23 protein-coding genes are annotated in these 20,301 nt (G+C 68.9%); 4 read left to right on the top strand and 19 right to left on the bottom strand.

Going from position 1 to position 20,301, the window contains the following annotated elements; genetic code table 11:
• Nucleotides 1-253 precede the first annotated feature (253 nt).
• The 12 genes from Q9R27_RS05260 to Q9R27_RS05205 all read right to left on the bottom strand — a co-directional run bounded on the left by Q9R27_RS05260 (nucleotide 254) and on the right by Q9R27_RS05205 (nucleotide 9,254).
• Complete coding sequence (locus Q9R27_RS05260) at nucleotides 254-871, bottom strand: hypothetical protein (RefSeq protein WP_311251288.1); 618 nt, start codon at nucleotides 869-871, stop codon at nucleotides 254-256.
• Between the two features lie 11 nt (nucleotides 872-882).
• Nucleotides 883-1,269, bottom strand: a complete 387-nt coding sequence (locus Q9R27_RS05255) for a helix-turn-helix domain-containing protein (protein ID WP_311251287.1) — start codon at nucleotides 1,267-1,269, stop codon at nucleotides 883-885.
• Entirely contained in the window at nucleotides 1,263-1,562 is a 300-nt protein-coding gene (locus Q9R27_RS05250; protein WP_311251286.1) for a WhiB family transcriptional regulator, read from the bottom strand. Before Q9R27_RS05250 ends, Q9R27_RS05255 begins: the two co-directional genes overlap by 7 nt.
• Before the next feature lie 124 nt (nucleotides 1,563-1,686).
• Nucleotides 1,687-3,096 carry a phage/plasmid primase, P4 family gene (locus tag Q9R27_RS05245; RefSeq protein ID WP_311251285.1) on the bottom strand — a complete coding sequence of 470 codons (1,410 nt, stop codon included), beginning with the start codon at nucleotides 3,094-3,096 and terminating at the stop codon, nucleotides 1,687-1,689.
• Nucleotides 3,097-3,310: 214 nt separating this feature from the next.
• Nucleotides 3,311-3,565 carry a hypothetical protein gene (locus tag Q9R27_RS05240; protein WP_311251284.1) on the bottom strand — a complete coding sequence of 85 codons (255 nt, stop codon included), beginning with the start codon at nucleotides 3,563-3,565 and terminating at the stop codon, nucleotides 3,311-3,313.
• Nucleotides 3,562-4,476, bottom strand: a complete 915-nt coding sequence (locus tag Q9R27_RS05235) for a hypothetical protein (protein ID WP_311251283.1) — start codon at nucleotides 4,474-4,476, stop codon at nucleotides 3,562-3,564. Before Q9R27_RS05235 ends, Q9R27_RS05240 begins: the two co-directional genes overlap by 4 nt.
• Nucleotides 4,473-4,949 carry a DUF6011 domain-containing protein gene (locus Q9R27_RS05230; RefSeq protein ID WP_311251282.1) on the bottom strand — a complete coding sequence of 159 codons (477 nt, stop codon included), beginning with the start codon at nucleotides 4,947-4,949 and terminating at the stop codon, nucleotides 4,473-4,475. The genes Q9R27_RS05235 and Q9R27_RS05230 overlap by 4 nt, the downstream gene beginning before the upstream one ends.
• Nucleotides 4,939-5,226 (bottom strand): hypothetical protein, encoded by a 288-nt coding sequence (locus tag Q9R27_RS05225; protein WP_311251281.1) that lies wholly within the window; start codon nucleotides 5,224-5,226, stop codon nucleotides 4,939-4,941. Before Q9R27_RS05225 ends, Q9R27_RS05230 begins: the two co-directional genes overlap by 11 nt.
• A 75-nt stretch (nucleotides 5,227-5,301) precedes the next feature.
• On the bottom strand, nucleotides 5,302-5,838 hold the full coding sequence (locus Q9R27_RS05220; protein WP_311251280.1) for a hypothetical protein: 537 nt from the start codon (nucleotides 5,836-5,838) through the stop codon (nucleotides 5,302-5,304).
• Nucleotides 5,839-5,993: 155 nt separating this feature from the next.
• A complete protein-coding gene (locus Q9R27_RS05215; RefSeq protein WP_311251279.1) occupies nucleotides 5,994-6,905 on the bottom strand; it encodes a tyrosine-type recombinase/integrase in 912 nt (303 codons plus the stop codon).
• Between the two features lie 132 nt (nucleotides 6,906-7,037).
• Nucleotides 7,038-8,531, bottom strand: coding sequence for an RNA polymerase sigma factor (locus Q9R27_RS05210; protein WP_397219649.1), 1,494 nt, complete (start codon nucleotides 8,529-8,531; stop codon nucleotides 7,038-7,040).
• Nucleotides 8,532-8,678: 147 nt separating this feature from the next.
• Complete coding sequence (locus Q9R27_RS05205) at nucleotides 8,679-9,254, bottom strand: HhH-GPD-type base excision DNA repair protein (protein WP_311251277.1); 576 nt, start codon at nucleotides 9,252-9,254, stop codon at nucleotides 8,679-8,681.
• 82 nt (nucleotides 9,255-9,336) lie between these two features.
• Between Q9R27_RS05205 and Q9R27_RS05200 the strand changes: the two genes are divergently transcribed.
• Nucleotides 9,337-9,720 (top strand): hypothetical protein, encoded by a 384-nt coding sequence (locus Q9R27_RS05200; RefSeq protein WP_311251276.1) that lies wholly within the window; start codon nucleotides 9,337-9,339, stop codon nucleotides 9,718-9,720.
• A 3-nt stretch (nucleotides 9,721-9,723) separates the two neighbouring features.
• Here the strand turns inward: Q9R27_RS05200 and Q9R27_RS05195 are convergent, their stop codons facing one another.
• On the bottom strand, nucleotides 9,724-11,193 hold the full coding sequence (locus Q9R27_RS05195) for a glutamate-cysteine ligase family protein (protein ID WP_311251275.1): 1,470 nt from the start codon (nucleotides 11,191-11,193) through the stop codon (nucleotides 9,724-9,726).
• 26 nt (nucleotides 11,194-11,219) lie between these two features.
• Nucleotides 11,220-12,197, bottom strand: coding sequence for a DUF4192 domain-containing protein (locus tag Q9R27_RS05190; RefSeq protein WP_311251274.1), 978 nt, complete (start codon nucleotides 12,195-12,197; stop codon nucleotides 11,220-11,222).
• Between the two features lie 155 nt (nucleotides 12,198-12,352).
• Here Q9R27_RS05190 and Q9R27_RS05185 point away from each other — a divergent pair, with 155 nt between their 5' ends.
• On the top strand, nucleotides 12,353-13,699 hold the full coding sequence (locus tag Q9R27_RS05185) for a DNA polymerase IV (RefSeq protein WP_311251273.1): 1,347 nt from the start codon (nucleotides 12,353-12,355) through the stop codon (nucleotides 13,697-13,699).
• On the opposite strand, the gene Q9R27_RS05180 is transcribed toward Q9R27_RS05185, so the two are convergent.
• The 3 genes from Q9R27_RS05180 to Q9R27_RS05170 are packed head-to-tail and all read right to left on the bottom strand — an operon-like array spanning nucleotide 13,677 to nucleotide 15,825.
• A complete protein-coding gene (locus Q9R27_RS05180; RefSeq protein ID WP_311251272.1) occupies nucleotides 13,677-14,528 on the bottom strand; it encodes a biotin-dependent carboxyltransferase family protein in 852 nt (283 codons plus the stop codon). The genes Q9R27_RS05185 and Q9R27_RS05180 overlap by 23 nt on opposite strands.
• Nucleotides 14,525-15,121 (bottom strand): allophanate hydrolase subunit 1, encoded by a 597-nt coding sequence (locus Q9R27_RS05175; protein WP_311251271.1) that lies wholly within the window; start codon nucleotides 15,119-15,121, stop codon nucleotides 14,525-14,527. The genes Q9R27_RS05180 and Q9R27_RS05175 overlap by 4 nt, the downstream gene beginning before the upstream one ends.
• On the bottom strand, nucleotides 15,121-15,825 hold the full coding sequence (locus Q9R27_RS05170; protein ID WP_311251270.1) for a 5-oxoprolinase subunit PxpA: 705 nt from the start codon (nucleotides 15,823-15,825) through the stop codon (nucleotides 15,121-15,123). The genes Q9R27_RS05175 and Q9R27_RS05170 overlap by 1 nt, the downstream gene beginning before the upstream one ends.
• Before the next feature lie 38 nt (nucleotides 15,826-15,863).
• Here Q9R27_RS05170 and Q9R27_RS05165 point away from each other — a divergent pair, with 38 nt between their 5' ends.
• A complete protein-coding gene (locus Q9R27_RS05165) occupies nucleotides 15,864-18,005 on the top strand; it encodes a S9 family peptidase (protein ID WP_311251269.1) in 2,142 nt (713 codons plus the stop codon).
• A 227-nt stretch (nucleotides 18,006-18,232) separates the two neighbouring features.
• Entirely contained in the window at nucleotides 18,233-19,180 is a 948-nt protein-coding gene (locus Q9R27_RS05160) for a sigma-70 family RNA polymerase sigma factor (RefSeq protein WP_311251268.1), read from the top strand.
• 76 nt (nucleotides 19,181-19,256) lie between these two features.
• On the opposite strand, the gene coaE is transcribed toward Q9R27_RS05160, so the two are convergent.
• Both coaE and Q9R27_RS05150 read right to left on the bottom strand, forming a co-directional pair.
• On the bottom strand, nucleotides 19,257-19,844 hold the full coding sequence (coaE, locus tag Q9R27_RS05155; protein WP_311251267.1) for a dephospho-CoA kinase: 588 nt from the start codon (nucleotides 19,842-19,844) through the stop codon (nucleotides 19,257-19,259).
• A 39-nt stretch (nucleotides 19,845-19,883) separates the two neighbouring features.
• Nucleotides 19,884-20,297 carry a MarR family transcriptional regulator gene (locus Q9R27_RS05150; RefSeq protein WP_311251266.1) on the bottom strand — a complete coding sequence of 138 codons (414 nt, stop codon included), beginning with the start codon at nucleotides 20,295-20,297 and terminating at the stop codon, nucleotides 19,884-19,886.
• Nucleotides 20,298-20,301: the final 4 nt, after the last annotated feature.

Here is a 20,301-nt window from a genome sequence, read left to right as displayed (position 1 = left end):
CCCGCAGTCCCTTCTGACGGGGCGGGGAGGGGGATGGCCCCCTCGTCACGGTCACGCAGGTCATTCGGGCCACCCAGTAAGTTCGAGCAGGTCGCGCACGAACTCGCCCATCTCCGAGTTGTCCCGCTGTGGCCTTGGTGGCGGATTTCCCTCGCGCGGTGAGTAGTTGCCGCGGCCAGGCTCCTGCGACTGGCCCCCGTCTTCCCCGAAGAGTTGCCGGGCGAACTCGCGCATTGCCCTGCGTTCCGAATACTCATCCATTGGCCACCGCCTCCAGGCTGCGGCCCTCCAGTTCGGCGGGCTTCATCCCCACCATCGCAACGGTCAGCGCCATGGCGTCGCCCCGGCGTCGCTCCATGTTCCACAGGCGCTCGACTGCGCTGTCCATCTCTGGGCGGTCGGCTGTGAACTGGTTGAGGGTGTCGGCGGAACCCATCTCCAGGGCACGCTCGGCGATGGCGCGGGCCATCACCTCGTCACCGGTTCGGGTGGCCCTAGCGAGCAGTTCCCGCAATTCCTCACCCCGCGCGATGGTGGCGACTCGATCCCCGGCGTCGCGGCGGGAGATGACCAGCGTGGCCTGGTCGCCGGGTATGCCGGCGATCCCGAAGACCTTCTGGGCGTCGTCGCGGTCCGTGAGCACTGTCCGCTCGGCCAACGAAATGATCTCATCCTCCAGAGCTCGTCGGTGCTGGATGCTGACAACCGCCAAGGACTTCAGTCGGTACTCCTCCGAGATCGTCGAGTCGCTACGAATCTCGTCGTAGGCGGCATTCGCCTTGTTCACCCAGCGCTGGATGATCTCCGATGCCTCCTTCGACTTGCCGGCCTTCACAAGCTTCCTGCGGGCCTCGTCGTAGGTGATGCTCATGTCCCAGCTCCTCATCTTGCCGTCCGTGCGGCCTTGAAGTGTTCGATGTCTTCGCGGCTGATGCGGTACCTGCCACCTGCCTCGGTGGCGGGCAGCCGCTGCTCGTTGATCGCCTTGCGAATCGCTCGGCCGGTGACCCCCGCCAGTTGTGCTGCCTGGCCCGTGCTCAACCACTGACCCGAGTCTGTGACTGGTTCCGGTTTGGTGTCGTCCTCGGTTCCGGTTGCGGAACCACGCCAAGCCATCGCCGCAGCGCGGATCTCGACGAGCTGGCGAGAGATCTCTGGGTCTGTGCCACGGACCCGCACCCGCAAGGAGGTCAGGCCGGCATGTCCCTCCAGCCACGCACAGGTCCGCGCATCGAGGACGACACCGGGCCCATTGACTCCGATCAGCATCGGCCACCCTCCTGCCCGGCCTTCGCCTTCGAGGTGAGTTGCCGATCGGTCCCAGCCCAGACTCCTGCCTGCTCGGCGTTGGCGACAGCGAACGCAGCACAAGCACCTCGAGCCGGGCACCAGGTGCAGGCTTGGCAGGCTTCTCGGCGCTCGCTGGACGCGTCGCTGAAGTACGGTTCGGGGTCGGATTGGCAGGGTGTCTGCTGGCCTCGGTCAGCCATCTCGTCGAGCTTGGCGGTGAGGTCGGCCCACTGCTTGCTGACCTCGGTTCGGATGCCGATTTCGCGGGTCATTTCGACCACCTCACGCGAAGTCGCCGAATGCGTTTCCGCAGGTCAGCGGGTTGGGTGACGCATGGTGACGGATGAATGCGAACTTTCTTATACACCCCTACGTGAGGAGGTTTACATAGAAGCGTCACCATGCGTCACCACCCTCGATTTCGGACTGCTCCGGATGGGGTCTCAGGCCACTCCAGGTCTTGCCGAACTTGGTGCGCTTGGAGTCGTAACCGAGTCGCTCCAGCTCCGCCGAGAAGGCCCTCTCGCTCAGGTTCTCGGCGCCGTCCCGAATCGCCCACGAAGACCACGCGCCGAACAGTTCCCGCGTCGTGGCATGCACGTAGGGTCCGGTCTCGCATTCCTCGGCGATGAACCGTGCGACCGCATCGGAATCGGTCTGGTAGGCATCTGTTGCGCGCAGCACTGAGGCCGGCTCACGCATGCCACCGTTGTCCTCGTAGTCGAAGTGGCCATCGATCACCCAGGACAGGACCGCATCGGCGTACAAGGCGAGCGTCTCGGGCAGAGCCGGGTCACGGTCCTCGGGCGGAACCACGACATCGAACGGAACCACGCGGATGCGTCGCCACACGGCCGGATCGTTGCCCTTCACCTTCGGCAACGCGTTGGTGACGTACACCAACTGGTGCGTGGGCTGCCACGACACCGGCGGGCTGTAGAGGTTGCGGGCAGTGAGCTCGTCCCCGCCAGTGAGCCTCTTCATCGTGGCCTCGTCGAGCTTGCGGCCCTCCTCGGTCTCCGAGCCGATCACCAGCCGGGCACCGAGCAGCGTCATCATCTCCGGGCCACCGATGCCACCGCGCTCGCGGACCATCAACAGGTCCGGGTTGATGACCTTGGCGTAATCGCCCAGCGCGTTGGTGATCGCGCCGTACGCCGTGCCCTTGCCGTTGGCACCCGTGCCGATCAACACCGGGAACAGGTGCTCACGGACCCGGCCATAGACGCACTGGCCGATCACCCGCTGCAGGTACTCCCGCTCGTCCTGATCGGGCAGCACGCTGGCCAGGAACGCCTCCCACACGGCTCGATCCACCGTCGGGTCATAGGCGCCCGTGGTGACCTTGCTGAGCCGGTCAGCGGGATCGTGGGCACGCAACCGACGAGTCCGTAGATCCAGTGTTCCGTTCGCGCAGTTCAACAGGTACGGGTCGGCGTCGAGGTCGGCGACGGTGAACGCGAACGGCTCGAGCGCGGCAGCGATGTCCAGCACGCCGTTCACGCCCGCGGCGGACTCGCACTTGCGTACGTCGGCCCGCAGTTCCTTGTCGTCCACCGATTCGGCCAACGCCGACCTGAGCACGTCGAGCACGGCTCGCTTGGCCTCACCGCGGTGATCCTCCAGCCACCGAGTGCCGTCATAGGCGAGCCAGCCCAGGCCATAGACGTACATCAGCCGGTCAGCGTGCGTGCGAGCCAACCGGTATGCCATCCTCGCCTGACCGCGATGCTGCCGTTCGGCCACGTCGGGCTCACATCGGGCGGCCTCGGCTTCCTTGCCCCAAGGATCGAAGTCGATACTCATGACCCCTCACCGGCCTCGATCACGCGGACCCCGACATTGCGGTACGCCAGGTAGGCCAAGAGGTCAGGCAGCTTCTTGGTGTCCATGCGCCACCCCTTGCCCGACACCGACCAGATCGGCTTCAACCCAGCTTCCCGAGCAAGCTCAGCCGACCTCCATCCACGAAAGACGAACGTCTTGCCGTCGATCTCGACGACGGCCCTACGCCGGGTACTCATAGCGCACCCCACGGGTCTTCGCCGCGCAGCGACTTCTCCCACAACTGCAGGGCATAGACCTCGCCCTGCAACTCCAGATGAAGACTCGGAACGTACTCCTGCAGCAGGCGGACCGAACTCAGGTCGACCGGTGCCAACTTGCCCACGTTCAAGATGACCTTCGAGCCCGGCGTCACCCCGTACAACTTGCCGATGACATCGCGCAGCTCTTCGTTGGTTCTGCACCAGAAGATCGGAACCGTGGTGATCATGCAGACCACCACCCTTCGGCGAGCTCCTCGAGCCGGTCACGTTCGCCGGCCTCGATCTCGCGGTTCTCGGTGAAGATGTCGTGCCCGATGTGGTCGTAGGCGATCTGCTCGATGGCCTCAGCGAACAGTCGGCGCATCACGTTCGGGTCGACGGCCTCCAGTTCGATGGCCTGTCCCACGAAATCGTGCCGCTGCCCGTGCTGGTCTACCCAGTAGTCCGACTTCGGTGGCGTGCCCAGCGCCTGCATCGTGGCGGCTTGCGCGTCGGTGATCGACAGCAACCGAAACTCAATGTTCACCTCGGGGTCGGCGTGCTTGCGCAACTTCGCCTCGAGCTGAGCACCACACTGCAAGCCAGCAGGGTCATAATCGCCGGCGTACAACACGATGGTGGTCCGCCGATACGACGTCGCGGCTTCATAGGCGAACGTCTCCGAGGTCTGACCGCCGGTGGGGAAGATCGGCACGGCGTACTGATCTTTGAGGTCCATCAGCACACCGGCAATCGACCTGGACTCACACCAGATCTCCACATTCGGTGCGTCGTCGTATTGCCACGGGTCACGCCGATACAGGTGAGCCGTCCTACGGAGAGCGGACTCCGGGGAGCGACTCACCAGCGGGAAGTGACCACGGCGACCGTTGTCGACGATCCAGTTGTAGGGAATCCGGCCCTGGCTGCGCAGGATGCCCAGGTCATAGACGACCTTGTTGTAGCCCGACTCCTTCTTCTCCACCAGACCAGCCGCGACAGCGCGGTAGTAGATGTGACGCACCGACGCCGGCTTGACCTCCTCGGCCAACCGGACCAGTGCCTCGCGGCGGTGCTCCAGCTCCAGCTTGGTCGGCCTCGACCGTTTTATCTGGCCTACCTGATTAGTTTGTCTGGCCTGCCTGATAAGCGCAGTCATCGCGAACCACCCCCGAGCACCAACTCGGCGACCCGATCCGCCATGTCGTCGTCCTGAGAGATCACCTCGGCCAGATCACATAACAGATCCAGCGCGGCCCGCGGCGACAGGAACCAGCCCCGTCGCCCAACCGTCAGCACGATCTCCCGCTGCGGCAGCACCACCACGCCAGCGGGCACACCCACCGGCACTGAAGTGGTCCCGTCGACCACGACACGCTCACCGGTACGCGTCTCGACCAGATCACGCTCATGCCGGGCGACGCTGGGCACATCAGCCTGGGCCCGGCGAAGCGCACGACGACAATCCCGACCAATACCAACAGCCAGACTGTCCGGCGCCGTGATCCGATGACCACACACCGAACAACGTGCAACTTCACTGTTCGGCGGTACGATGGCCTTGTTCTTGATCGCCGTCGAGGATGTCGCCGTCCGGTTGCCCGCCGGGCGGCTTTCTCGTTCAGGCCGCATCGGGACCACCCGCCTCGGCAAGCTCGGCCTCGGCGGCCTCGGCCGCGGCAGTGAGCTCCTTGGCCTTCCGTCGCGCCTGAGCCGACTTCAGCGCGAGGCGGGCGAAGTGCGCCTTCTTCAGGTGATGCGCGCGGACGGGATCGCCATCCGCCTGGTCGAGGAACTTCTGCTCAAGTGCGGCTCGGGCGGGTGCCGTGCGAGCAGAACGGTTCTTTGTGTTGGCCCAAGATTCATGGGCTGCGATTCGAGATCGAAGAGTCAGTAACGGATCAGGCATGACGAAACGTCCTTTGACGAGTCGCCTGTGGCCGCTACTTCACAGAACTAGTTCGGCGAGATACGCCGCGCTGTACTAAGACGACTGTATCAGCGCTAACAGCTGGCCATACGTACGGACACGCCGACCGTACTCAGCCTCGGGGAATGTCCAACTCCGGCTCTTGCTCCACTTGTCTTGCTCTTGGATGACCACAGTGTCAATACCGTCTCGGCCGTCCATCTCGAACCATTCGACGAGATGCTCTGCCACGTAGTACCCAACACCGCATCTTTGGCACGCAACTCCGAAGCCTACGTATTGCTCCAACGCAACCCCCTTGGAGTGCGCCACAGGTCGCGCGTCTGCCATCGCGGTTGCGAGCACATGCAGGTCCGCACGAAACTCCGGCACGCGCAGACGCGGCAACCTGCCGTGGTCACGATCAGGATGAAGCAGTTCAAGCAGATCTGTGAGCATGTGCAACTCGGTCTCCGAAGCGACCTCAACTCGGCCCGCCGCAATGCTTTCGATGTCCTCGATCACCTGGTCGAAGATCACCGTGGCTGTGGCTGCCTTCGTCAGAGACTGCCCCGGCACAACAACCATCGGAAAGCTTGGCTCCTGCCACACCTGAGCCAGCATCCTTCCGCATTGGTCTACGACCTTCAGCAACCACCGCCCCCGTGGAGGCTTCCAGTCGTTGGGTGCCGGCCTGCCACCCAACCCCTCCCACAGCCCTGGGGCTTTCCCAGCTGGTTCATTCGCTACGCGGCGCCCGTCGGAAATCACAGCTCCCCCAAATTCAGCTTGCGGGCTTCCTCGGCAGCCCGGGCCGATGCCTGCGCTTTGGTGTAACGCATGAGCATGTCGGGTCGGGTCCAGCCGGCCACGGCCATCAGGCCGGATTCGGAACCACCGGCCGCCAGCCATCGATGGGCGGCGGTGTGGCGCAGTTTGTGAGGATGGAATCCTTCGATGCCCGCGGCCGTCGCACGTTCTCCCAGCGACTTGTGTAGCGCGTCGTAGGTGAAGCCCTTGCCCCGATCCCCCAGCCACAAGGCTGGCCGGTCGGTGAGGCGGTGGCCCCGGCGCAGACGCAGATAGCGATCCAGTGCCAGGGTCGCTTCCGGGCCGATGGAGACAATGCGGCCCTTGCCCCCCTTCCCGCGGCGTACGACGATGGCGCCGGTGCTCAGGTTCACGTCGTCGAGCTCGAGGGCAACCACCTCGCCGGCTCTCATCCCGGTTTCGAGCATCAGCCGGATCATGGCCTCGTCACGTCGGTGGCGCAGCGCCACCTTGGGATCGGCTCCGCGCGGGACGGCACATGCCTTGATCAGGGCCCGCAGTTCGTCGTCGGTCAGCGGCTCAACCACCGTCTCATCTAGCTTGGGCGGCTTCATGCCAAGGAATGGATCGGAGTCGATCTCCCCTTCCTCGACCAGCCAGGCGGTGAAACGCTTGACGGCCAACTGGCGGCTGCGGGCCGTCGCCGGCGCCTGCCCCTTGTCGAGCAGTGAGTTGACGAACAGGTTCAGACTGGAGCGCGCCAACGGCGCGGCATCATGGTCCGCGCACCACGCCAAGTGGAACCGTACGCCGTCGCCGTACTGCTTCAGGGTCTGCTCGGACTTCCGTTCAGCCCGGAGCGCCAACTGCCATGATCGAGCCAGCGCCTTGGCGTCCTCGACGGTCATGTCGGAAGGGTTCACGTCGAATAGTCTAGATGAATATCTGGACTAGAAGCGCTGTACCGGTGTACTGTGTGTCTTCGCAAGGCCCCGAAACACCGATCTACCTGCGGAAACGTGAATCTGGAAGAGTTTGGCTCAGTCCAGGTAGTCGCGCAGCACCTGGGAACGGCTCGGGTGGCGCAGCTTGGACATCGTCTTGGACTCGATCTGGCGGATCCGCTCACGGGTGACGCCATAGACCTTGCCGATCTCGTCGAGCGTCTTGGGCTGGCCGTCGGTGAGGCCGAAGCGCATGCTGACCACGCCCGCCTCACGCTCCGAGAGCGTGTCCAGGACCGCGTGCAGCTGCTCCTGGAGCAGGGTGAAGCTGACCGCGTCGGCCGGGACGATCGCCTCGGAGTCCTCGATCAGGTCACCGAACTCGGAGTCGCCGTCCTCACCCAGCGGGGTGTGCAGGGAGATCGGCTCGCGGCCGTACTTCTGCACCTCGATGACCTTCTCGGGGGTCATGTCGAGTTCCTTGGCCAGCTCCTCGGGCGTGGGCTCGCGGCCCAGGTCCTGGAGCATCTGGCGCTGGACGCGGGCCAGCTTGTTGATGACCTCGACCATGTGGACCGGGATCCGGATGGTCCGGGCCTGGTCGGCCATGGCGCGGGTGATCGCCTGGCGGATCCACCACGTCGCATAGGTGGAGAACTTGTAGCCCTTGGTGTAGTCGAACTTCTCCACCGCACGGATCAGGCCCAGGTTGCCCTCCTGGATCAGGTCCAGGAAGAGCATGCCGCGGCCGGTGTAGCGCTTGGCGAGCGAGACGACCAGGCGGAGGTTGGCCTCGAGCAGGTGGTTCTTCGCGCGGCGCCCGTCCTCGACGATCCACTCGAGCTCCTCGAGCATCTTCGCCGAGATCCGGCCGCCGGCGGCCAGCTTCTCCTCGGAGAAGAGGCCTGCCTCGATCCGCTTGGCGAGCTCGACCTCCATCTCGGCGTTCAGCAGCGGGACCTTGCCGATCTGCTTCAGGTAGTCCTTCACCGGGTCGGCGGTGGCGCCGGCCACCATGACCTGCTGCTCCGGCTCGTCGGTGTCATCGGCGGCGGAGACGGTGAACGCCTGCTTCTCGTCCTCCTTGATGGAGGGGTCCGACTTCACGTCCTTCTCGAACTGCTCGTCGGAGATGTCCGGGAGCACCTTCTTGCCGTCCGGCCCGATCACGACCGGCTCGACGGCCTCGTCGGTGGCCTTCGCGGCAGCGGCCTTCTTCGCCGGAGCCTTGGTGGCGGCCTTCTTGGCAGCGGTCTTCTTCGCAGCCGCCTTCTTGGCGGGGGCCGGCTCGGCAGCCGCTGCGGCCTTCTTGGCCGGAGCCTTCTTGGCGGCGGTCTTCTTGGCCGTCGCGGTGGTCCCCTTGCGGCCGGCCGAGGCGGCGGCCACGGCGCGGGCGTGGATCTCGGGGTCGAGGACCACGGTGATCCCCTGGCTGGCCAGGTGCGTCATCAACGCGCGCAGGTGGCGCGGCTCGATGGCGGCCGCCTCTGAGGCACGGCGTACCGCCTCGGGCGTCACGGTGCCGGTGGACTCGGCCGAGGCGACCAACCCGACGATCTCGGGATGGGTCAGCACGTCAGCGGGGAGCATCTTGCGCGAGCTCGAAGACACGAACACCTCTCGGAAAAACAATTGGGGCACGGCAAATCCCGGTAACGTCAAGAGCCGCCCCGCCATTCTGCCACGGCGGGAACAGGATCCCACCCCTGCCCCTCCAACGACGGCGCGTCGGGGGCGTCACGACTTGGCGGAAGCTGCCTTCGCGGCGGCCTTCATCTGCTTCTTGTGGTCGCGGACCTCCTGCAGGCTCTGCGCATCCACCACGTCGGCGACCGAGCGGCGGCCCTCCAGCGCGTAGTCACCGGCGGCCTGTTCCCACCCGTCGGGACGTACGCCGAGTTGCTTGGCGAGCAATGCCACGAAGATCTGCGCCTTCTGCTTGCCGAAGCCCGGCAGCTCCTGGACCCGCTTGAGCAGTTCCTTGCCCGAACCGGCTTCCTGCCACAGGCGCTCGGTCTTCCCGTCGTAGCGCTCCACCACCAGGGCGGCCAGCGCCTGGAGGCGCGCTGCCATCGATCCTGGGAAGCGGTGCACGGCCGGGGTCTGGGCGCAGAGGTCGGCGAACTGCTCCGGGTCCGCGTTGGCGATCAGCTCGGGGTCGAGCGAGCCGAAGCGGTCCAGCACCTTCGCCGGGCCGGCGAAGGCCTGCTCCATCGGGAACTGCTGGTCCAGCAGCATCCCGGCCAGCAGGGCGAACGGGTCGTCGGTGAGGACCTTGTCGGCGGTGGGGTCCCCGGTGATGTTGATGGCCATGGATCCATCCTGCCATCCGGGGTGAGGACGGGCCTGTGGAGGACGCCTGCGGGCCGGCCCGACGTACGGCAAGGTGGTGGGCATGCTCGACGAACCGACCCAGGCAGCGCTGCGCCTGTGCGTGCACGCGCTCCGGGCCAGTACGCCGCAGCGCACGTTCACCCCTGCACTGCACCTGGGCACGCTCGGCGGCGAGCACGTCACCCTCGCCCTGGACGACGACCTGCTGGCCGCCGACGTGGGGCTGCGCAGCGACCTGGCCGTCGAACTGGCCCAGCGCGCCGCGGCGATCACTGACCGGCCGGCTGCCTGGTTGACCCGGATGGGCTGGCCCCAGCCGCACGACCTCGACGTCGCCTGGCTGCCCGTCGTACGCCGTGGGTTGGCCGAGCTCGGCCTGGTGGCGGCCTGTGCCGTGGTGGTGACCAAGAACGGGTGGTACGACCCGTTCGGCGGCGGCCCGTGAGGCTCAGGCGGGCCAGGTGTGGACCGGCTCGTTGGTGTGCATCAGGTCGCGGTACTCGACCAGGGTGCGGCGCAGCGCCTCCTCGGTGGTGATCGCGCTGCCGTGGCTGCGCACCCGGGAGGCGAACCATTCCGCCCCGTTGGTCCCCTGCAGGCAGCGCTGCTCGATGATGCCGAGCAGGCGGTCCGACTCCTGGCTCTCCACACCCCACGCGGCCAGTCCCTCGTGGGCCTGGTCGAGCAGCCGGCGCAGCACCAGTTCGGTGGCCGGCACCTGACCCACCTCGGGCCAGTAGACCTGGGCGTCGATCCCCTGCCGTGCGGCGACGTGGAAGTTCTCCTCCGCCGCGCTGAACGACATCCGCGACCAGACCGGCCGCTGGGCACCGGCCAGGGAGCGGACCAGCCCGAAGTAGAAGGCCGCGTTGGCCATCGTGTCGACCACCGTGGGGCCGGCGGCCAGCACCCGGTTCTCCACCCGCAGGTGCGGCACTCCCCCGGCGATGTCATAGACCGGGCGGTTCCAGCGATAGATGGTGCCGTTGTGCAGCCGCAGCTCGGCGAGCTCGGGCACCTGGCCGGCCTCCAGCACCGCCAGCGGGTCCTCGTCCTCGGTCACCGGCAACAGCGCCGGGAAATAGCGGACGTTCTCCTCGAACAGGTCGAAGACCGAGGTGATCCAGCGCTCGCCGAACCAGACCCGCGGCCGGACCCCTTGCGCCTTCAACTCCTCGCTGCGGGTGTCGGTGGCCTGCTCGAAGAGCGGGATCCGGGTCTCGCGCCACAGCTCCTTGCCCAGCAGGTAGGGCGAGTTAGCGCCGACCGCCAGTTGCAGTGCTGCGATCACCTGGGAGGCGTTCCAGTATGGCGCGAACTCCTCCGGCGAGGTCTGCACGTGCAACTGGGTGCTGGTGCACGCCGCTTCGGGCACGATCGAGTCGGCGGTGGTCCGCAGCCGCTCGACGCCCTGGACGTCGATCACGATGTCCTCACCGCGGGCGGCGAGGATCTGGTCGCTGAGCAGCGCATAGCGCGGGTTGCTGCTCAGGCTGGCGGGGCTCATGTGCCCCTCGGCCAGGGTGGGCAGGATCCCGATCATCACCATGTGCGCGCCGGCCCGGGCAGATCTGGACTCGGCGTCGTTGAGGCTGCGCCGCAGCCCCTCCTCGTACGCCGCGAACCCGCCGTCACGCAGGTGGCGCGGCGGCACGTTGATCTCGACGTTGAACTGGCCCAGCTCGGTCTGGAAGTCCTCGTCGGCGATCAGCGCCAGCGCCTCGGCGTTCTTCAGCGCCGGGTCACCCAGGTCGTTGACCAGGTTGAGCTCGATCTCCAGCCCGGTCATCGGGTCGTCGGTGTCGAAGGCTGCCTCGCGCAGCATCCGGGCGAAGACGTCCAGGCACTGGCGCACCTTCTCGCGGTGACGCGTGCGGTCCGCCCTGGAGAACTCCTGCGCCTCGACCTCGGATCCCATGGCCCCAGCGTAGACGGCCCGATCCGCTATTCGGCCAGTTTCTCCGCCATCAACGCGTCCATCGCCGGGTCCCACTTGCTCGGCGGCACCGCGGCCATCAGCATCCCGGAGACCACCCGCACCAGTTCGTGGTCCGGCTCGGATGCCGCGCACCGCTCCACCGCACACCAGGCGAGCGCCCCGTCCCCGTCGAGCCACGCGGCCAGCGCGAGCAGCCCGGCAGGGGCCGCCACGAGCGCTTCGGGGCTGCGCCGCACCACGGCACGCCAGAAGTCGACGTACAGCGAGGCCGTCTCGCGGGTCATCGCCACGTAGGTCGCCTCCCGGATCCGGACCTCCTGGAGGCCGACCAGCAACCGTCCCAGCTCCTCGGCGGCGGGCACCGTCCGGTGCGCTACGTGGTTGACGACCCGGTCCGTCACCCATCGCCGCTCGGCCACCGGCTGGACGAAGTGGCGCCGACCGGCGGCCCGGAAGGCGGCGTCCTCCACCTCGCCCACCACCTCGGCCCCCTCGGGCAGCAGTGAATCGGCCAAGTCCTGGCGCCGGGAATGGGTGACCTTGCCGTCGAGCACCCACTGGGCGGTGAGCGGATGGGAGGCCAGGTCGAAGACCACGCCGTCGGGGCAGAGGAAGCGGTCCTCCTCGCGGATCTCGAACCACCGCTCCCCCTCGACCCGGATCAGCTCGATCACCTGCGTGCCGCACTGTTCGAGTTCGTCGGCCAGCGCGGTCATGCTGGTGGTGACCAGGTCCGACTCCGCCCCGTAGGCGACCAGCGCGGCCTGGGGTGCGCCGTACCGTCGGGCGGGGTCGGCCAGCACGGCGACGAGTTCGGCCACGTCCTCCTTCCTGGTGGGCAGGTCGACGCGGGCCTGGAATGCTCCTTCCTTGCCGCCGAAGGCAAGCATCACGATGGAATCCTCCGGGTGGAAGCCGAGCATGCACGGCACCAGGGCGAGGATGTCTTCTGTGGTCCGGACGGTGATCTTCTGATTCATCATGGCGCCCAGCCTGCTGGCTCACCGGGCCGCGCGGGGGCGCACCGGCGGCGCCTGTGGATAACTTCCGGGTCGGCGCTGCCTGTGCACAGAAACCGGGTTCACCCGCGATAGGTTCGCCGTGTGAGCGACGGGTACGGCGGGAGTGGAGCGGGCCGATGAGGTCCGACGCCTCGATCCTCCACCTCGACCTCGACGCCTTCTTCGCCGCGGTCGAGCAGCGCGACAAGCCGTCCCTGCGCGGCAAGCCGGTGGTGATCGGTGGCGTCGGCGGCCGCGGGGTGGTGGCGACCGCCTCCTATGAGGCGCGTGCCTTCGGGATCCGCTCGGCGATGTCGACCCGCGAGGCACGCTCGCGCTGCCCCAACGCCGCCTTCCTCTCCGGCCGCTTCCCGGCGTACCGCGCCACCAGCAAGGTGGTGATGGACCTGCTCCGGGCCGCCTCCCCGCTGGTCGAGCCGCTCTCCATCGACGAGGCGTTCGTCGACCTGCGGGCCAGTGACCTGGCGTCGTACGACGTGGCCTCGGTGCGCGCCTTCGGTGCCGAGATCCGGGAGGCGGTGCGCGAGGCGACCGGCGGCCTGAGCGCCAGCGTCGGGATCGGCAGTTCCAAGTTCATCGCCAAGGTGGCCAGCGACCTCGACAAGCCGGACGGCCTGGTCGTGGTGCCGCCCGGTGGCGAGCAGGAACTGCTGCGCCCGATGCCGGTCTCGGTGATCCCCGGCGTCGGGCCGGCCACCAAGGAGCGCCTGCGCCGCGCCGGGATCACCTCGGTGGCCGACCTGGAGGCGGTCAGCCTGGACGAACTCATCCGCCTGGTCGGCAACGCGCACGGCCAGGGGCTCTACCAGTTGGCCCGCGCCCAGGACGACCGTGCGGTGGAGCCGGTCCGCGAGACGAAGTCGGTCAGCGTCGAGGGAACCTATGAGACCGACCTGGTCGACCCGACGATGCTGCAGCACCTGCTCACCCGCCAGGCCCGCACCGTGGCCGAGCGGTTGGCCAAGGGGCAGATGTCGGGGCGGACCGTCACGATCAAGGTGCGCCTGTATGACTTCACCACGCTGAACCGCTCGCACACCTTGGACTCCCCCACCGACGATGCCGCGGTGATCGCCCGCCACGCCCGCGCGCTGCTGGCCGGCCTGGACACCAGTGCCGGCGTGCGGCTGCTGGGGGTAGGTGTCTCGGGCCTGGCCGACTGGGTCCAGGACGACCTCTTCACCGACGCTGCCGCGGAGAGCTCCGACGCGACCAGTGCGGCAGGTGACGAGGAGTCCGACGACGTACCGGACCTGTCGGCCGTGCTCAACGCCCGCCACCGGACCTGGGCGCCGGGGCGCGACGTCGAGCACACCGAGATGGGCCGCGGCTGGGTGTGGGGGTCCGGGCGGGGCGTGGTCACCGTCCGGTTCGAGACGGCCGAGACCGGGCCGGGCCCGGTGCGCAGCTTCCGTGTCGACGACCCGGACCTGCGCCCGGTCATCCTCGAGGAGCCGGAGTGAAGGTGACCTCGTCCCCCGGCCGCGCCTGGGCGCAGTGGTGCAGGTCGTCGGCGAGGACGACGGCGATCACCGGATAGCCGCCGGTCACCGGGTGGTCGGCCAGGAAGACCACCGGTTGGCCCGACGGCGGCACCTGGACCGCGCCGAGCACCATCGGCTCGCTGGCCAGTTCCCCGGTCCGCGAGCGCTCCAGCGCAGGTCCGCCCAGCCGCAGCCCGATCCGGTTCGACTCCGCGCCCGCCCGCCACGTCGCGGTGCACAGGGTGCGCCAGGCCTCGGGTGCGAACCAGTCCAGGCGCGGCCCGGCAATCACCCGCAACGCACGGCCGCGGACCGGTGGGGGTACGTCGAGGGGGCGGATCTCGCCACTCGGGGTGCCGACGGCCAGTTCCATGCCTACGACCAGGCGGGGTGGTCCGACCCAGGCCAGGGTGTCGGTGGAGCGTGAGCCCAGCACCGGCGCCACCGCGACGCCACCGGCGACGGCCAGGTAGGAACGGACGCCGCGCAGCGCCGCACCGACGACCACCTCACTGCCGGCGGGGGCGAAGACGGGCTCGCCGTGGGCGACGGCCCGACCGGCGACGGTGACCGGGCAGGGTGCGCCGGTGACGGCGAACCAGTGATCTGCGCTGGTGTGGAGTGCGACGCCGTCCAGGGTGGTCTCGATGACGGCAGCCTCACGCGGGTTGCCGACCAGCCGGTTCGCCAGGGCGGCCGCGGGCTGGTCGAGGGCGCCGGCGCGCGGCACGCCGAGGTGTGCGTGCCCGATCCGGCCCAGGTCCTGGCAGGTGCTCAGCGCGCCGGCGCGGGTGACGGTGAGGGTCATCGGGCCACGAACCTGACCCGGGTGCCGGGCGGCAGCAGTGCCGGCTTGGCGCGGGTGCTGTCCCAGAGCACTTCGTCGGTGTGTCCGATCAGTTGCCACCCGCCCGGGGAGGCGCCCGGATAGATGCCAGTGAACGGCCCGGCCAGGCCGACCGATCCGGGCTCCACCCGGGCCCGCGGCGAGTCGAGCCGGGGTACGTCGGGCAGGGCCAGGTCGCTGGTCAGGTAGGGGAAGCCGGGCGCGAACCCGCAGAAGGCGACCACGTGGTCGGCGCCGGTGTGGCGGGCGACCGCCTCGTCGGGCGCCATCCCCCACCCGCGCGCCACCGCGGCCAGGTCGGGGCCGTCGTAGCGGAGCGGGACCTCGACCAGTGGTCCGGGTGCGGGCGCGGCGCCGGGGCGCCAGGTGGCGAGCTGGTCGCAGGTTGCGGCCAGGTCCGGTACGCCGTCGAGCAGCACCGTGCGGGTCGCCGGCACCACGTCGTCGGCCAGTCCCTGCTCGCGGGCCCACAGGGCGAGGTCCAGTGCCTCCGCGGTCTCCTCGACCTCGACCAGGAGCGCGTGGTCGCCGAAGGGGCGGATGCGTGGCGCCATCACGCCTCCGCGAAGGGGCGCAGGCGCCACCCCGCGGCCGTCAGTGCACGGCGTACGTGCGTGGCGTGGGTGACTGCGCCCGGCGAGTCACCGTGCAGGCACAGCGAGTCCACGCCGGGCGCCAGGGCCAGCGCCTGGCCGACCACCTGGTCGCCGGCCAGCAGGGCGCCGGGCTCCCCGCGCGGGACCAGGCGCCCGTCGGCGGTGTAGCCGCGATCGGGGAACCCCTCGCGCCAGGTGGTGCGCCCGGCGGCCGCGGCCTGGGCCAGCAGGACGCCGCCGGGCAGGCCGAGCACCGGGAGGTCCCCGGAGCCGGCCAGCACCGCCGCGGCCTGTTCCGGGTCGTCGACGACGCGGTTGTAGAGGGCGCCGTGGGGCTTGACGTAGACCACCGGGGCGCCTTCCTCGGCGCCAATCCGGTCCAGTTCGGCGATCTGGGCGGCGACCTGATCGGCCAGCACCGCGGGGTCGACGTCGAGGCGGCGGCGCCCGAAGTGTTCGCGGTCGACATAACTGACCTGCGCCCCGACCGCGACCCCGAGCCGGGCGGCACCGGCACAGACGGCCCGCATGGTCTCCGGGGTGCCGGCATGGCCGCCGCAGGCCACGTTGGCGCTGGTCACGACACCCAGCAACGCCTCGTCGTCGGTGATCTCCTCGCCGAGGTCGGCGTTCAGGTCGATGGTGCGGCTCACGCTCCCCATCCTGCCCTGCCTGCACCCGGTCTCATAGGCTCCGCACCATGCAGCCGCCGATCGCAGACCGTCGCCCGTCCTCCGCCACCCACCACGGCATCACGCTGGTGGATGAATACGAGTGGTTGCGCGACAAGGAGGATCCGGCGGTGCTGGCGCACCTGGAGGCGGAGAACGCGTGGACCGAGCAGCGGACCGCACACCTGGCCAGGCTGCGTGAGTCGATCTTCGCCGAGATCAAGGCACGCACCCTGGAGACCGACCTGTCGGTGCCGACCCGGATCCGCGGCCACTGGTACTACTCCCGCTCGTTCGAGGGCAAGGAGTACGGCGCATCGTGCCGGGTCCCGGTCGCCGACCCTGAGGACTGGACTCCCCCGGTGCCGGCCACCGACGCACACGTCGACCAGCCGGCGCTGCCGGGCGAGGAGATCCTGCTGGACCTCAACGAACTCGCCGCGGGCCACGACTTCTTCTCCTTGGGTGGCTCCAGCATCAGCCTGGACGGTGCCCGGCTGGCCTGGTCCAGTGACGTGGTCGGCGACGAGCGCTACACGATCCGGGTGCTGGACCTGGCCACCCGCGAGGTGCTGGCCGACGAGATCACCGGCGTGCTCGGCGGCGCCACCTGGCACCCGGACGGGCAGTCGTTCTTCTACACCACCGTCGACGAGTCGTGGCGTGCCGACAAGATCTGGCGCCACCGGCTCGGCACCAGCCAGGACAGCGACGAACTCGTCTTCCACGAGACCGACGCCCGGTTCTGGGTGGGCGTGGGACGGACCCGCTCGGACCGGTTCGTGATGATCGTCTCCGGCGCCAAGACCACCTCCGAATACCGCGTCCTGGACACCACCGATGACGCTGCCGGCTTCCAGGTGTACGCCGAGCGGGAGAGCGGCGTCGAATACTCCCTGGAGCACGCGGTGATCGGCGGCCAGGACTGCTTCCTGGTGCTGCACAACGGCGGCGGCCCGAACTTCGAGGTGGCCCGGGCACCGATCACGCCGACTCCGCGGGCGGACTGGGCGCCCTTCATCGAGCATGATGCGCAGGTCCGCCTCGACGACGTGGACGCGTTCGCCACGCACCTGGTGGTGCACCAGCGCAGCCAGGGGCTGACCCAGTTGAGGATCCTGGAACTCGACGGCATCGGCGTGGCCGACGACTACCAGGTCGAGTTCGCCGACGAGGTCTACACGATTGGCTCGGGCGGCAACCCGGAGTTCGACCAGCCGGTGGTGCGCCTGGGCTACACCACCCTGGCCCGGCCCGGGTCGGTGCACTCCTACGACGTACGCACGCGGGAGTTGCAGTTGCTCAAGGAGACGCCGGTGCTGGGCGGCTACGACGCGGCGGATTACACCGAGCGGCGACTGTGGGCGACCGCGCCGGACGGCGTACGGGTGCCGATCTCGCTGGTGCTGCCCAAGGATGCGCCCCAGGACGGGACGACGCCGATCCTGCTCTATGGGTACGGCGCCTACGAGGCGTCGATCGACCCGTACTTCTCGATCGCCCGCCTCTCGCTGCTGGACCGCGGCGCCGGCTTCGCGATCGCCCACATCCGCGGTGGCGGCGAGATGGGACGGCACTGGTACGACGACGGGAAGCTGGAGCACAAGCAGAACACCTTCACCGACTTCATCGCCTGCGCGCGCCACCTGGTCGAGGAGCAGTGGACCTCGCCGGACCGGATCGTGGCCGAGGGCGGCAGCGCCGGTGGCCTGCTGATCGGCGCGGTGGCCAACCAGGCCCCCGAACTCTTCGCCGGCTTCGTGGCCCAGGTGCCGTTCGTGGACATCCTGACCACAATGCTCGACTCGAGCCTGCCGCTGACGGTGCTGGAATACGAGGAGTGGGGCAACCCGGAGGGCGACCCCGAGGCGTTCGCCCGGATCCGCGACTACGCGCCGTACGAGAACGTGGCCGCGGTGGACTATCCGCCGATCCTGGCCGAGACGTCGCTCAACGACACCCGGGTGCTGTACGTCGAGGCGGCCAAGTGGGTGGCCCGGCTGCGGGAGCGGGCGGTGGGGCGCCGCGACTTCCTGCTCCGCACCGAGATGGCGGCCGGCCACGGAGGGGTGTCGGGACGCTACAAGGCGTGGACCGACCGGGCGTTCTCGCTGGCCTGGATCCTGGACCGGATGGGGCTGGCCGAGGTGCCTTCGCGGACCTCTTCCTGAGAGGCCCGGGGGCCTTCCCCAACATCGCCTGAGAAGTCCCTGAGAAGTCCGCGCCGCGGCAACTTTCCGGGCTCGCCAAGCGTCATCTTGGGTACCACCACCTGCCACTGGTCCCCGCCGGGAATCACTGGTCCTGACCGGGAATCAACCGGGCAGGTGGGGTGTTGGAACTGATGCGTGGTCGCCCCACACCCACAGGGGCGCCACCGACAAGGAGGGCGATGGGCATGGCCGCAACCACAGCAACCCGCGAGATCGAAGGACGCGACAGCGTCGGGCTCTACCTGGACGAGATCGCACGCACCCCGCTGCTCGACGCCGTCACCGAGGTCGAGTTGTCGAAGACCATCGAGGCCGGCCTGATGGCCGAGCACCTGCTGGCCGAGGGACGGATCGGTCGCCGCAAGGGCGGTGCCCCCAAGAGCGCCACCCAGGAAGAGCTCGAGTGGCTCGCCGAGGAGGGCCGCCGCGCCGTCCGCACGTTCATCAACGCCAACCTGCGCCTGGTCGTCTCCATCGCCCGCAAGTACGGCCGCGCCCAGATGCCGATGCTCGACCTGATCCAGGAAGGGAACACCGGCCTGATCCGCGCGGTCGAGAAGTTCGACTACGCCAAGGGCTACAAGTTCTCCACCTATGCCACCTGGTGGGTCCGTCAGGCGATCACCCGCGGCATCGCCCAGCAGGCCCGGGTGGTCCGCCTCCCGGTCCACGTGGTCGAGGAGCTGAACCAGGTCGGCAGTGCGCGCCGCACGCTGGAGCGCCAGCTGGGCCGCGACCCGGAGCCCGAGGAGATCGCCACCGAGCTCGGCATGGAGCTGGAGCGGGTGCTGGACCTGATCCGCTGGGGCCGCGACCACGTCAGCCTGGACACGCCGGTCGATGAGGACGGCGACACGTCCCTGGGTGACCTAATGGCGCAGGAGACCACGCCCAGCCCGGACCTGGAGGTGCTCGACACCGAGAGCCGTGACCGGTTGAACCGGCTCGTCTCCCAGCTCGACGAGCGGGCCGCGGACATCATCCGTTCCCGCTATGGGCTCTCCGACGGTCGCCAGCACAAGTTGGCCGACATCGGCGCCAAGCACGGCATCTCCGCCGAGCGGGTCCGCCAGCTCGAGCGCGAGGCGCTGCAGAAGCTGCGCACCTTCGCCGACCCGGACCTCGCTGCCTGAGCCCACGATTCGCCGCGGCGTACAGCCCCGTCTCCAGAGTTGCTTCCTCCGGACCGGGTTGTACGCCGCGGCTCGTTCACGCCCCGGTGAGTTCGCGCCACACTGCCTCGACGCGGGCGCGCAGTTCCTCGAGGGTGCCGGTGTTGTCGATGACGTGGGTGGCCGCGGCGAGCCGCTGCTCGCGGGTGGCCTGGGCGGCGATCCGGGCCCGCGCGTCGGCCTCGCTCATCTGGCGGTTGTCGACCATCCGCGCGACCTGCACCTCCTCGGGTACGTCGACCACGAGGACCGCCTCGAAGTTGCCCGGCTGGCCGGTCTCGACCAGGAGCGGGATGTCGTGGACGACGATGGCGTCGTCGCCGGCCCCGGCCATGATCTCCAGGGAGCGGGCCCCCACCTTGGGATGGATGATCGCCTCGAGCTCGCGGCGCCGGGCCTCGTCGGCGAAGACGATCGCGCCCATCGCCGGTCGGTCCAGGGTGCCCTCGGCGGTCAGCACGTCGGGGCCGAAGGCGGCGACGATCTCGGCCAGTCCCTCGGTGCCCGGCTCGACCACCTCGCGGGCGAGCAGGTCCGCGTCGATGATCACGGCCCCGAGGTCGGCCAGGATCGCCGAGACGGTGCTCTTGCCGGAGGCGACGCCTCCAGTCAGTCCGACATGCATCTGTGAACTCCTCGACGTACCGGGGTTGGGGTTGCCTGCTCAGTCTGGCTGATCGACCAGGATCGCCAGGATCCGGTCCAGTTCGGCTCGGTCGGCCGGTGCCAGCACCGCCAGGAAGGCGTCGGCCGCCTCGCGGCGGGCGGCGTCGATCTCCCGGTTCATCGCCTCCCCCTCGGGCGTGGGGCGGATGCAGATCGCGCGCCGGTCCCCCGCGTCCTGCTCACGCACCACCAGTCCGCGTTCCTGGAGGGCGTCGATCACCTCGGTCGCCGAGCGTGGTGCGATCCGCAGGCGCCGGGCGAGCTCGGACGGCCGTGGCGCGTCCAGCCGGCAGACCAGTCGCAGCGCGCGTGCCTGGGCCGGTGTCACCTGCCAGGGGGCCAGCGCTGCCCCATGGCGACTCCGCAGCTGGCGGGCTGCTGCCATCAGCAGTTCGGTCGGGTTCTCGGACATGGGT

This window comes from Nocardioides sp. AE5 (genome assembly GCF_031844485.1).
Lineage (GTDB): Bacteria > Actinomycetota > Actinomycetes > Propionibacteriales > Nocardioidaceae > Nocardioides.
The sequence above is the reverse complement of the archived record's forward strand: the minus strand, read 5'-3'. Positions and strand labels throughout refer to the sequence as shown.

Bases quoted from the DNA above. Each gene is read 5' to 3' on its own strand.
- Q9R27_RS05260 (WP_311251288.1), bottom strand. From the start codon at position 871: ATGAGCATCACCTACGACGAGGCCCGCAGGAAGCTTGTGAAGGCCGGC.
- Q9R27_RS05255 (WP_311251287.1), bottom strand. From the start codon at position 1,269: ATGCTGATCGGAGTCAATGGGCCCGGTGTCGTCCTCGATGCGCGGACC.
- Q9R27_RS05250 (WP_311251286.1), bottom strand. From the start codon at position 1,562: ATGACCCGCGAAATCGGCATCCGAACCGAGGTCAGCAAGCAGTGGGCC.
- Q9R27_RS05245 (WP_311251285.1), bottom strand. From the start codon at position 3,096: ATGAGTATCGACTTCGATCCTTGGGGCAAGGAAGCCGAGGCCGCCCGA.
- Q9R27_RS05240 (WP_311251284.1), bottom strand. From the start codon at position 3,565: ATGATCACCACGGTTCCGATCTTCTGGTGCAGAACCAACGAAGAGCTG.
- Q9R27_RS05235 (WP_311251283.1), bottom strand. From the start codon at position 4,476: ATGACTGCGCTTATCAGGCAGGCCAGACAAACTAATCAGGTAGGCCAG.
- Q9R27_RS05230 (WP_311251282.1), bottom strand. From the start codon at position 4,949: ATGCGGCCTGAACGAGAAAGCCGCCCGGCGGGCAACCGGACGGCGACA.
- Q9R27_RS05225 (WP_311251281.1), bottom strand. From the start codon at position 5,226: ATGCCTGATCCGTTACTGACTCTTCGATCTCGAATCGCAGCCCATGAA.
- Q9R27_RS05215 (WP_311251279.1), bottom strand. From the start codon at position 6,905: ATGACCGTCGAGGACGCCAAGGCGCTGGCTCGATCATGGCAGTTGGCG.
- Q9R27_RS05210 (WP_397219649.1), bottom strand. From the start codon at position 8,531: ATGCTCCCCGCTGACGTGCTGACCCATCCCGAGATCGTCGGGTTGGTC.
- Q9R27_RS05205 (WP_311251277.1), bottom strand. From the start codon at position 9,254: ATGGCCATCAACATCACCGGGGACCCCACCGCCGACAAGGTCCTCACC.
- Q9R27_RS05200 (WP_311251276.1), top strand. From the start codon at position 9,337: ATGCTCGACGAACCGACCCAGGCAGCGCTGCGCCTGTGCGTGCACGCG.
- Q9R27_RS05195 (WP_311251275.1), bottom strand. From the start codon at position 11,193: ATGGGATCCGAGGTCGAGGCGCAGGAGTTCTCCAGGGCGGACCGCACG.
- Q9R27_RS05190 (WP_311251274.1), bottom strand. From the start codon at position 12,197: ATGATGAATCAGAAGATCACCGTCCGGACCACAGAAGACATCCTCGCC.
- Q9R27_RS05185 (WP_311251273.1), top strand. From the start codon at position 12,353: ATGAGGTCCGACGCCTCGATCCTCCACCTCGACCTCGACGCCTTCTTC.
- Q9R27_RS05180 (WP_311251272.1), bottom strand. From the start codon at position 14,528: ATGACCCTCACCGTCACCCGCGCCGGCGCGCTGAGCACCTGCCAGGAC.
- Q9R27_RS05175 (WP_311251271.1), bottom strand. From the start codon at position 15,121: ATGGCGCCACGCATCCGCCCCTTCGGCGACCACGCGCTCCTGGTCGAG.
- Q9R27_RS05170 (WP_311251270.1), bottom strand. From the start codon at position 15,825: ATGGGGAGCGTGAGCCGCACCATCGACCTGAACGCCGACCTCGGCGAG.
- Q9R27_RS05165 (WP_311251269.1), top strand. From the start codon at position 15,864: ATGCAGCCGCCGATCGCAGACCGTCGCCCGTCCTCCGCCACCCACCAC.
- Q9R27_RS05160 (WP_311251268.1), top strand. From the start codon at position 18,233: ATGGCCGCAACCACAGCAACCCGCGAGATCGAAGGACGCGACAGCGTC.
- coaE (WP_311251267.1), bottom strand. From the start codon at position 19,844: ATGCATGTCGGACTGACTGGAGGCGTCGCCTCCGGCAAGAGCACCGTC.
- Q9R27_RS05150 (WP_311251266.1), bottom strand. From the start codon at position 20,297: ATGTCCGAGAACCCGACCGAACTGCTGATGGCAGCAGCCCGCCAGCTG.